10 protein-coding genes (1 of these 10 running past the window's edge) are annotated in these 11,610 nt (G+C 50.2%); all 10 read right to left on the reverse strand.

The genetic code is table 11. The annotated features are described in order from the left end of the window. Positions 1-106, reverse strand: partial view of an alkaline phosphatase family protein gene (locus NDK47_RS16945; RefSeq protein ID WP_251870918.1) — the start only. The gene continues 1,373 nt to the left of window position 1, outside the view; the window shows 106 of its 1,479 coding nt (coding positions 1-106); its start codon is at positions 104-106; its stop codon lies beyond the left edge, outside the window. 115 nt (positions 107-221) lie between these two features. After that, positions 222-1,736 (reverse strand): S41 family peptidase, encoded by a 1,515-nt coding sequence (locus NDK47_RS16950; RefSeq protein WP_251870919.1) that lies wholly within the window; start codon positions 1,734-1,736, stop codon positions 222-224. Continuing rightward, positions 1,733-3,733, reverse strand: coding sequence for an S-layer homology domain-containing protein (locus NDK47_RS16955; protein ID WP_251870920.1), 2,001 nt, complete (start codon positions 3,731-3,733; stop codon positions 1,733-1,735). Before NDK47_RS16955 ends, NDK47_RS16950 begins: the two co-directional genes overlap by 4 nt. Positions 3,734-3,853: 120 nt before the next feature. Next, complete coding sequence (locus tag NDK47_RS16960; RefSeq protein WP_251870921.1) at positions 3,854-4,969, reverse strand: Nif3-like dinuclear metal center hexameric protein; 1,116 nt, start codon at positions 4,967-4,969, stop codon at positions 3,854-3,856. Then, positions 4,945-5,679: a tRNA (adenine(22)-N(1))-methyltransferase gene (locus NDK47_RS16965; RefSeq protein ID WP_251870922.1), complete on the reverse strand. Its 735-nt coding sequence runs from the start codon at positions 5,677-5,679 to the stop codon at positions 4,945-4,947. Before NDK47_RS16965 ends, NDK47_RS16960 begins: the two co-directional genes overlap by 25 nt. A 113-nt stretch (positions 5,680-5,792) precedes the next feature. Next, positions 5,793-6,932, reverse strand: coding sequence for an acyl-CoA dehydrogenase (locus NDK47_RS16970; protein WP_251870923.1), 1,140 nt, complete (start codon positions 6,930-6,932; stop codon positions 5,793-5,795). Between the two features lie 202 nt (positions 6,933-7,134). Then, entirely contained in the window at positions 7,135-7,299 is a 165-nt protein-coding gene (locus NDK47_RS16975; protein ID WP_251870924.1) for a hypothetical protein, read from the reverse strand. A 91-nt stretch (positions 7,300-7,390) separates the two neighbouring features. Continuing rightward, positions 7,391-8,335, reverse strand: a complete 945-nt coding sequence (locus NDK47_RS16980) for a hypothetical protein (protein WP_251870925.1) — start codon at positions 8,333-8,335, stop codon at positions 7,391-7,393. Positions 8,336-8,427: 92 nt separating this feature from the next. Further along, positions 8,428-9,558: an RNA polymerase sigma factor RpoD gene (rpoD, locus tag NDK47_RS16985; protein ID WP_251870926.1), complete on the reverse strand. Its 1,131-nt coding sequence runs from the start codon at positions 9,556-9,558 to the stop codon at positions 8,428-8,430. 34 nt (positions 9,559-9,592) lie between these two features. Continuing rightward, on the reverse strand, positions 9,593-11,449 hold the full coding sequence (gene dnaG / locus NDK47_RS16990; protein ID WP_251870927.1) for a DNA primase: 1,857 nt from the start codon (positions 11,447-11,449) through the stop codon (positions 9,593-9,595). Between the last annotated feature and the right edge of the window lie 161 nt (positions 11,450-11,610).

The raw sequence follows: 11,610 nt of genomic DNA on the forward strand, positions 1-11,610 counted from the left end.
CGCGCTCCATGAAAAATTGAAGTCCCGGAGCTTTCCCAGCAGCAATGCATTGTTCCAAGACATCAGGCATCATGGAGTCGATTAAAAAGAGAAGTACTTTTTTCATCCGTCTGCCTTCCTTTTTCCAGAGAAATTGTAATCATACTTGTTATTGTTTTGCCGATCCCATTCCCCTATGCGTCAAAAGAAAAAAGCCTCCCGTAGCTGGGAGACTTCCTCATTTATTGGGTTGTAGTAGTAGTGACGTGATAGGTAATGACCGGAGCTCCGTACTCCAGCTTCATTTGCAAGGTGGGATGCGTCTTCAGGTACGTATCGATCTCCACATAGTCCGCCTCACCTTGCTTCTCCTTGCCGAGCAGACTGGACAGGACCTGCCCACGGATCAGCCAATTCCCCTTTTCATCTTTTTTGAAAATCGGATCGACGGCAGCGAAGGCAATCCCGTTGATCACAGTATCTCCATCCTCTGCTTCTAATTGAAAGGACGTGACGCCCAGGGAATGAAGCGCACGAATCACCTGTGCAGCGTAGTCTTGTTCCACCACATCAGGTTCCAGCCCAATGTGATTGACCTTGGTATGATTGGGCGTAAAATATTCGTTCAACGTGATTTTCAAGGCATCTCCATCAGAAAGGGGAATGATTTGTTGAGCGCTCCCTTTTCCATAGGTCTTGGTGCCGACCAGTTTGGCAATCCCGTGATCGCGCAAAGCCCCGGCCAACAATTCCGAAGCAGATGCCGTCCCTTCATTGACCAGGATACGGACTGGGTAATGGATATTTCGGCCATTTCGTACCCAGGTTTGCACTTCCACTCCGTTTCGGTTGGTGGTGTACATCAGCAGACCATCTTGAAAGAACAAACTGGCAACATCCCTCGCTGAGGTGAGATAACCACCGCTGTTATCGCGCAGGTCGACGATCAATCCCTTCAGAGAAGGCGATTCTCTGGTGAGCTGATCCAATTTGTCCCGAAATTGATAGGCCGCCTCCGATCCAAACGTCTCCAAGCTGATGTACCCGATCTTGTCGTCTTGAAAGAGGTTTCCTTCGACCTCCGGAACAGTAATCGCCGCCCTTTTCAGCTTGATTTGCAGCTCCCGCTTTTCAGATGGGCGATACACGGTTAAAACCGCTTCTGTCCCCTCTTCCCCTCTGAGGAAATTGAATGCATCTTCAGCGGTCTTTTCTTTGAGCGAAGTGCCATCAACCCCGATTAGCTGGTCTCCTTTTTTCAACCCCGAAGCAGCCGCTGGTGTCTGGGGGATAATCTCCCGTACCAGCATCAAGCCGTTTTGAAATCGCAAACGAAAGCCAAAGCCGACTAATTGATTCTCTACACCAGCCTGAAAGGAATTCAGTTCTTTTTTCGTAAAGAACATGGTATGCGGATCGTCCAGCGTGGCCAGCATACCCTCGATGGCCCCTCGGTTTATCGTCGCTTCGTCAAGCTTGCTCTTTTCTTTCCACTCTGTCAGACGTTGGATCAGCTCCGAGAGTGTGTCATCATCCTGTGACAGGGACAAGGAGACGTTCTTGGCTTCCTTGGCCAGCTTTTGCACATGCTCAAGCGCGCCTTGGACGAGTTGCTTTTCGTTTGGTCTACTGAGATGATTGTCCAGCACCTGATGGTATACTTCTACGGTTTCCACAAACGGGTCGGCAGCCGCATGAACGGGGATTCCGCCCAACGCGATACCGGCAGCCAGTAGCCATGATAAGATTCGTTTCATCTTGCCGCCTCCTTCAGCGCTTCCCGTGGAACATACACGCGAAAATCCTTGTTTGTTAGATAACTCTCTGTACCTGCATAGGCTACGTATTCCTGCGTATCGTAGACTTCCTCATAACGCCACATGCTCTGCACAACCAGATCGGAATCCTTGTCGACGATATATTTATTCATATAGATGGGAACGCGCTTTACTTTCCCGTGACGCAGGGTCACCTTTTTGCTTTCCTCAAGAATGTTTTCACCCGGAATCCATTCGGTGATGATGTTGTATTCTCCGAATGATTGCTTATAGTATCGGGCTCCGAGGATACTCGCCCGGTCCTTGATGCTCATGTTTTGTACGTATTCATGCATGAATTCGAGCTCACCGATTTTTGACGGCTCCCATTTCTCTTCGTCAAAATTCCGCTCGTATTGAACCATATTTTTCAAATCGGTATAGTTTTCCCACTTGTCTAGCACCAGCTTTTGCGGAGATTGATAAATCCCCGTCGTATGCGACCACTGGCCGATACGGTCGATGTCTTGTGTGTACTTCATGAGGAATCCGCTGAGAACAGCTTCTCCCTCCACGCGATAGTCCTTCAGGTTCTCCATACGGCCCATCGCAAATTGCAGACTATGAACGATGGATTCCTGATTGTCAAAACGGGCCAAATCTTGCTCCAACAGACGGGAGAGCTTAATGATTTCGGTCTCTGTCCGCTTGGGCTGGAGAGAGGCGAGGAATGACTTCGCTTCTTCTACCCGATTGGTTTGGACGAGGTAGTAGACGAGGTTTGTCAAAGCGGCCGGTACATGCGCTGCGATCGCCCGATAATGTTCAAGCGCACCTTCCACATTACCCAACTTGACTTCCAAAGCTGCCTGGTAAACAACGAGGGCTTCCCACTCTTTCGTTCCGGGCCTTACTTTTTCTTCGTATGCTTTCAGCTTTGTCAGCACCTGCTCGAAAATCGCTGGCGTTTCCATCCCTATCTGCAAGGCAATATCGTATACATTGGCGGTCAGAAGCTGCTGCGTTTCCGGTATAACGATTCTATCCGCAAAATAAGCATCCATCGCAAGAAAAGCCTCCGACAGATTTTCTTCCAACGAAGCAGAAGGGTTCCAGCTCAGGTAATAATGGACACCCACCGTATTGTCAAAGCCTCCCTCTGCCAACTTGTGCAAAGTACGGAAGGTCTCATCGCTGTCTTCATGGTACCGGATGGCTTCGACCGCATCCACGTACAACTTGTCATCCCCTTGAGATTGCTCTAAATAGGGACTGAACAGTGGAAACATGTCCTCAATCTCCGGAACCATCGGAAACTTTTGACCGTCGTAATCAAGCAGCGGCAAAATGGTATCGCTTTGCATGAAATCAATCAACCGGTCGAAGGCAACCGCAGCCTCTCCGCGCTTCAGCTTGTTATTTGGCCGACCATCCAGCCATCCCCATCCCGAGACCATTTCCCACGCTTTTGACTCATCCGCACCCATCGTGTAGATCGCCAGCAATTTGGCTGCCTCTTCGCGGGTGATGGGCTTGTTCGGCTGGAATTCCTCTCCGGGAAAGATTTTTTGGATCGCGCCGGGACCGTACAGACGCTGCAGCAGGACCGACATACGCAGGGTCGATCCGTACATCCAGGTAAGCCGATCTACGTCTTTATAAGGAAGATATGGTTCGTCGAAGCCTTCTCCCCTTCCATACGCCTCGCGCTCGGAGAGAAAAGTGAGCGGGTACAAATGAATTTGTCCCAGCTCAAATACGCGATCCATCAAGGCCATAAATTCAGCACGGGTCATCTCCCGATTCGGATAAAAATGGGGCACGGACTGGCCGGTGGCAAAGAGGCCGTAATAGGCCCCGTTCAAAATCGAATTTCTTGCCCAGTGCTTGCTGATATCATCATACGGGAGGTAATAGCTCTCTGCTTTTGCAAAGGAAGGAGTAAGCAAGCTACAGACAAGAAGCGCGCAGGTAAAAGCTTGTATCTTTTTTTGCACGTAAATCCCCCTACACCAAATTGGTTTACATAGGCTGACACGGGCAACGAGAGCGCCGCCTGGTCGGCGGAATAAAACCCGCTTTTCCAGAACCGTTTCCTATGTGACCCCGTTATTCTTTTACAAGAATTGATAAGGATCCGTATGTACGTTGGAAGCGACCACTTCAGATGCGTACCCTGCATCGTGCAGAGACGCGCGCAGATAGGCTGCCAGCTTCTCTTTCATGATCTTCTCAATGTTGTGGCCCGCATCGATGATAAACAGACCATCAGCCTGAGCATCATGAGCGGTATGGTAGCCGATGTCCCCCGTTACCAGTACGTCAGCCCCGCGAAACACTGCCTTGGAGACGTACGAGCTGCCGTCTCCACCCACAACAGCTACCTTGCGAACCGGGGCGTCCAGATCGCCCACCACTCGCAGACCTTGGAGTGAAAAATGCTCCTTGATCTGCAGAGCAAGCTCGCGAAGAGTCAGTTCTGCCGGAAGTTTTCCGATCCGGCCAATGCCCAGAGAAGCTCCGGCGTTTTCCAGAGGGATCAGATCAAAGGCAACCTCTTCGTACGGATGGGCAGCGAGCATGGCTTTGACCACGGCGTTCTGACGTGCAGATGTAATCACCGTCTCGATGCGAACCTCTTCCACCTTCTCCAGCTTTCCGGTCTCCCCGATATGCGGATTCGTTCCCTCCCGGGGAAGAAACGTGCCCGTCCCATCTGTCTGGAACGTGCAGTGGCTGTAGTTGCCGACAAAGCCGGCTCCTGCCTCACTGATCGCCCGGAAAACCTGATCGCGGTGGGAATGAGGTACATACACCACCAGCTTTTTCTGCGTCTCTCGGTAACTCACATCCAGCACTTCCACGTTTTCCAGCCCGATCGCCTCTGCCAGCCAGTCGTTCATGCCGCCAGCCGCTACGTCCAGATTGGTATGTGCCGTATAGACCGCGATGTCGTGCTTGAGCAGTTTTTCAAAGACTTTGCCTGCAGGCAGATCCGTTCGCAAATGCTTCAGGGGGCGGTAAATGACAGCGTGGTGCGCAACGATCAAATCCACACCGCCTGCGATCGCTTCATCCACTACGCTCTCCAGTACATCCAGCGCGACCATTACTTTTTTCACCGGCTTCTGCAAGGTACCCACATGCAGACCGATCTTGTCACCCTCAAGTGCCATCACTTTGGGCGCCAGCTTTTCCACATATTGAATCACGGTTTGTCCGTGCGCAAACATGCGATCACCTCATCCATCCATTCGAGTTCCTTTTCTACCTGGCGGGCACGCTCCTGTGCCTCCTCCTTTTCCGAACGGCTCAACTGTTCCAGAACCTTTCGCCACTTGTCCCTCTCCCGCATCCATTTGCTGGTCAGTACAGGCGATTTTTCCTCCCAAAGAAATGGTCCTAGACGCAGCAATTCCTCTTCAGTGCGCTCTTTACCCAGATACGGAGTATCGGGCACACCACGGTCAGCCACGAGAATCTCATAGATGATCCCGTCTTCCTCCAGGATTGTCTCGTGCGTCAACTGCCAGCCGTTTTCCTGCATCCAGCGCCGCACCAGCTCTTCGCCCACATTGGGCTGCAAAATCAATCGGTTGACGCCCTCCAACTTTTCGGCGCCATCCGCCAAAATCGATACAATCAACTGTCCGCCCATGCCTGCAATGCAGATCACATCGACTTCACCAGGCGCAAGTACCGCCAGGCCGTCACCTTTCCGAACACTGACACGGTCTTCGGCACCAATCGATTGGATTTGTTTCTTCGCAGCCTGGAAAGGCCCTTCGTTCAACTCCCCCGCTACGACATGGGAAGCCATTTTGTTTTCAATCAAATAAGAAGCCAATAACGCGTGATCCGAACCGATGTCGGCAACGCGGGCTCCCTCTGGGCAAAAACTGGCAATTGTTTGCAATCGCCGAGATATCATCCACGATGTCATACTCTCTTTCACCTTCCAATGCCTCTATTCTACCCTATTTGTCCGTATTTTCCCATTGCAAAAAAACGCGAAAAAGCCTCGTCTTTCGTCAAGACGAGGCCTTTATCCACAAATTAACAGCCGATCTCACGGGCGATGACATTGCGCAAGATTTCCGAGGTTCCTTCGCCAATCTCCAGCAGGCGGGCATCACGGAAAAAGCGTTCCACCTGATATTCTTTCATGTACCCATAGCCGCCATGGATTTGGATGGCCTGATGCGTGGCGGACATGGCTACCTCAGAAGCATAGAGTTTAGCCATAGCTGCTTCCTTGGTAAATTTCCGCTTGTTGTCCTTCAGCCATGCAGCCTTGTATACCATGTTGCGCGCCAGTTCGATCTGCATGGCCATGTCGGCCAGTTTGTGCTGAATCGCCTGAAACCGGGAGATGGACTGCCCGAATGCGGTCCGCTGGTTCGCGTATTGAAGCGCTTTATCGTAAGCCGCTTGGGCAATCCCGACTGCCATGGCGCCAATACCGATGCGCCCGCCATCCAGGGTAATCAAAAATTGCTTGAAGCCCTCTCCTTCTTTTCCCAGAATGTAATCGCCGGGGACCCGAACGTTTTCCAGCACCAGCTCTGTTGTATTGGAGCTGTGGAGCCCCAACTTTTCATAGTTATCGAGCACGGTAAAACCCGGGGTGTCAGTAGGCACGATAAATGCGGTAATACCGCGCGTCCCTTGTGTTTTGTCAGTAACGGCAGTCAATGCCAGAAATTTTGCGTACGTAGCATTTGTGATAAAGCATTTGGCGCCATTGATCACCCACTCTTCCCCATCGCGCACAGCAGATGTTTTTGTCCCGCCTGCATCAGAACCAGCATTGGGCTCGGTCAAGCCAAATGCCCCCAGACTTTCCCCGCTGCAAATTTTGCTCAAATAGGTCTGCTTTTGCTCCTCTGTGCCAAACATGGCGATAGGCGCTCCCCCAAGAGAAATATGAGCCGAGTAGGTAATCCCCGTCGACGCACAGACCCTGCTCAGCTCTTCAACGACAATCGCAAAGCTGATGGTGTCTGCACCCGCTCCCCCGTATTCCTCCGGAAACGGTAGCCCCATCATATTCAGATCGGCCATTTGTCGAAAAATTTCCGTGGGAAAGGCTTTCGTCCGATCCCGTTCGTCCGCCCCCGGTGCTACTACTTCATCCGCAAAGGAACGCACCATGTTTTTGAGCATTAGCTGTTCCGTATTCAGATCATAATTCATCGTTTGTCCAGCCCCTTTGTAAGCGCTTTTTCACATGACCTGCAATAACCTCACTATTCTGACTGAGCGTTTGTTCAGATTAGTAACAATATTATACACCAACACTCCTGTGCTTGTGTAAGTCTTTTTTGTACTTTCTGAAAATTCGACTTTGCTAACGCATGAAATGACGAAAGTATATCTAACAAAAAAGGGAGTACGCTTATGACCTGCGTGCTCCCACCAGAACAGCTCCCAAAAATGAAACAATTCCGCCAATATAGCCAATCCCATGTGTTTGGATATTCATCACCATAGCAAATCCTTCAAATCCAAAGAAGGCGGCCGCCAGAACGATTCCGGTCAGCACCCACATTTTACTGCTCAAAATTTGCTCCCCCCATTTGTTATGCTCCCGCTATTATTGTAACAAGAATGAGGGACAGGAAAAAGCTTTGTCCACAAGAGCCATGATTCTGTCACAAACGAAGCCACTGATACCAGTACCCCCGTGTGAAAAAGAAGAAAAGCGAGCTCATAAAAACCTTGATGAAGAGCAAAAGCTGGATGAGCTCCTGTCGGGAAGACGGTATGTACAGCGACTGAATCTCCGCGCCGAAAAATGCGATCATTCCGCAAATGGCGAATACACCGGCCCATTTGGGGTTATTCTGGTGAACCAAAAATCCCAGACCAGTCATCAAGCAAGCAATGGGCACCCAATACAGCTCAGCTTTCCACCAAGAATAATCGTCCCCCACCCGCTCTACCGTTGCCATACCGTAAACCAGTGCCAGGGAAAGCAATCCGCAATACAGGAGATAGGAAAAGCCAAATAAAAACGCACTTCCACACAAAACCAAGGAAATAATTGTCAAGTAAAGAAGCATGAACGTTAGCGGTGCGCTCATCTGTATCAGGATGTAAAAACCACCCAATAGCAGAACTAAAAAGGAAATGCCAAGAAGCAGATGGGTGATCATCGGTGCGGATTTCCGGAAAAGATACCCCAAAAAATAGCAAACCACCGATAAAAAACCAAAAATGGCAATTTGCATTGGCAAAGTAAAACGGTTAAAATGAAAAGCAAGCAAGATCAAACCGGCAATCAAACAAGCACCCAGCAGCCAGGACAGGACCATTTTTCCAGATATGGCCGCAGAATTTCCCGACACGTACGGAGCCGTTGCCCTGATACCTCCTGTTGTGCCTGATCCTCCCGCCGTTCCTGATCCTCCTGCCGCAGCGACTTGTGCATGACTTGCCGCTCCTCCGCTTCCTTTTTTTCCCGGAGCGGATGTTTGGGGCCGATCACCTTCCGTATACAGATTTAATAGGAAGATGCAGTAATGTTCAGGCAGCAGATGATTGCGACGCCAATTTTCAATTTCGGAAATGATGATACGCTTGCGCTGGTCGTCCAACGCGGCCCCTCCTTTAGCTTGACGGATGGATTCGCCGACTGGGCAAAAGAAAGACCTACGCCGGCTAACGTAGGCCATACTTCCATTATCGGTTATTCCAGGAAATCTTTTAAGCGTTTGCTTCGGCTTGGATGTCGAAGTTTACGCAGCGCCTTTGCTTCAATCTGTCTGATCCGTTCACGCGTAACGCCGAACACCTTCCCCACTTCTTCCAGAGTCCGGGTGCGTCCGTCGTCCAGTCCAAAACGCAGACGAAGTACGTTTTCTTCCCGATCCGTCAATGTATCCAGCACGTCTTCCAATTGTTCTTTCAACAACTCGTAAGCTGCCGCATCAGAAGGCTCAAGCGCATCCTGATCTTCAATGAAATCACCCAGATGAGAATCATCTTCTTCACCGATCGGCGTTTCCAGAGAAACAGGCTCTTGTGCGATCTTCATGATTTCTCGAACTTTTTCAGGGGTCAAATCCATTTTTTCCGCAATTTCTTCAGGCAGCGGTTCACGCCCCAGCTCCTGCAGCAATTGGCGGGATACGCGGATTAATTTATTGATGGTCTCGACCATATGCACAGGAATCCGAATCGTTCTCGCTTGGTCAGCGATGGCCCGCGTAATCGCCTGGCGAATCCACCAGGTCGCATAGGTACTAAACTTGAACCCCTTGCGATAGTCAAATTTCTCAACGGCTTTGATCAAGCCCATATTACCTTCCTGGATCAAATCGAGGAATAGCATTCCCCGGCCTACGTAGCGTTTGGCAATAGAGACAACGAGACGCAGGTTTGCTTCCGCCAGACGGCGCTTGGCTTCCTCGTCACCTTGTTCAATCCGATTTGCCAGTTTAATCTCCTCTTCAGCGGAGAGCAGAGGAACACGGCCGATTTCTTTCAAATACATGCGTACAGGGTCGTTGATCTTGATTCCGGGCGGTACGGAGAGATCGTCAAAGTCGAACTCCTCGTTATCGTTTTCCTCATCCTTCATGATCATATTGTCCACTTCATCGTCGTCATCGCTGTCGTTGTTGACCTCGATTCCCTGATCACCCAGATATTCAAAAAACTCATCCATTTGGTCAGAATCCTGCTCAAAGCCAGAGATCCGGTCCACAATCTCCTTATACGACAACGCGCCGCGCTTCTTTCCTAATTCGACCAGTTGTTCTTTCACTTGCTCAATGGACGTCGCTTCCATGTCTGAAGTGATGTTTTGTTTGTTCATCTACTATCCCTCCTTCCCCGGGAATGATCTGATGCTACCCTTCTTTTAAAGCATTTTCCAATTCAAGAATCTTCATCCCTACGACGGCAGCTTGAATTTCCAGTTCTCTACGCGCTTCCGGGCTGTCGGCTGCAGCTGCTTGCATGTGAAGAGTTCGCTGTTCTTCACGCAGCTGCTCCAGCTCCGTGCGCTGCGGGTAGTGATTCACTTGCTTGATGTAGTCCCCGATCTCTTGATCAGATACGTCGTCTCTGCACTCCATCATGGCCAATCCCGAGGCTAGTTGCTTTAACTGTTCGTCTTGCAGGTAATGTATAAACTGTCCAGGGTCTTCCGGAAATCCTTCTGCAAAGTATGCATATAAGTAGGCTGCTAATGCATCGTGTTCATCCACTTGAAACGAACCTGTACATTCCGCCTGAACCCGATCCGCAATATGCCGATGGCGCATCATGTAGCCAAGAAGCATGCGCTCGGCAGTATAATAAGCCGGCGGAAGTGTTTTAGCGAGCGTAACTTTGCCATTATTTATACTATTATTCCATGCTGGCGTTACTTTATCCCTTTGTCGCTCACTTTTTTGCTGTTTGTAAAGCCTTCGCGACTCCCACTTCACTGCATCTAGCGTTAAGGAGTGTTCTTCCGCCAATTGGCGTAAATACAAGTCCCGTTCGACCGGGCTGTCCAGCTCATTGACGATTTCAATCGCTTTTTCGATGAACTGTTTCTGGTCGGTCTCATCCTGTATTACGTGCTTGGCCCTCAAATGTTTCAGTCGAAATGCCGTGACAGGCATCGCTTGCAGCAGAACCTGCTGTGAGAAAGCCTCTGCGCCGTGCTGCCGAATGTAATCGTCAGGATCCGTTCCCTGAGGCAATGGCGCTACGCGAACCACAACACCCGCTTGCTGTAGTATATGGATCGCTTTGGACGTCGCTTCCTGGCCGGCTGCGTCTCCGTCGAAAAGGAGCACAACAGACTCTGCATTGCGCCTGATCATTCTCGCCTGCTGCTCGGTCAAAGCTGTTCCCAGAGTTGCGATTCCCTGGTGAAAGCCTGCTTGCCATGCAGAAATGACATCCACGTAACCCTCGAATAGAAAAGCCTGTTTTCGTTTTCGAATCACGGGACGGGCACGATGAAGATTGAACAGTGTTGTACTCTTGTTGAAAAGAGGGCTTTCCGGGCTGTTCAGATATTTGGCAGGAGCCGCGCTGTCCATGGCCCTGCCGCCGAAGCCGATCACATTTCCCTGTGAATTGTGAATCGGAAACATAATCCTGCCTCGAAAGCGATCAAATATCTTGCCCGCCTCGCTTTTGGCCAACAGGCCAGCTTCAACCATCAAGTCAGGAGGAAAAGTACGATTTTGTAAAAACGAAGTGACGAAGTTCCAGGAGTCTGGGGCAAAACCGATCTGAAAATCTTCGATCGTCTGCTGAGTAATTCCCCGCTTCTGCAGATACCTCATCGCCTCTTGCCCGTAAGGTGTTTCCATCAAGACGTAATGATAAAGCTTGCTAACCAATTGGTGGGCGTCCAGCATAAGCTGCTTGGCCTTTTTTTCCGGAGCCTCTTCTTCCTCCACATGTGTCTGGGGCAGCGCAATCCCCGCTCGTTCCGCCAGCTTGCTTAGGGCTTCGGGGAACGTCAACTGCTCCATCTTCATTAAAAAGGAAAAGACATCTCCACCTGCCCCACAACCAAAGCAATGAAAAAATTGTCGCTCCGCATTGACATTAAAGGAGGGTGTCTTTTCCGAGTGGAAGGGACACAAGCCTAGAAACGCACGGCCGCTTTTCCGCAGCTGCAGGTATTCTCCTACCACATCTACGATGTCAGTAGCGGACCGGACTTGGTTCACAAAATCAGCTGAATTTCCACCAGCCATGTCTTTCCACCTTTTTACCTTTGCATCCACGCCTCCTGTATAAGTACATCAGAAAAGGCATGGCTACGGATAAAATTACGCAATGAGGTTATTTAGTTCGTCAAAATTCGTCATTTTCCTTCTTGGAAATGTTCTTCTTTTCTACTTTTCCACAATTTCAT

Source organism: Brevibacillus ruminantium (assembly GCF_023746555.1).
GTDB lineage: Bacteria > Bacillota > Bacilli > Brevibacillales > Brevibacillaceae > Brevibacillus > Brevibacillus ruminantium.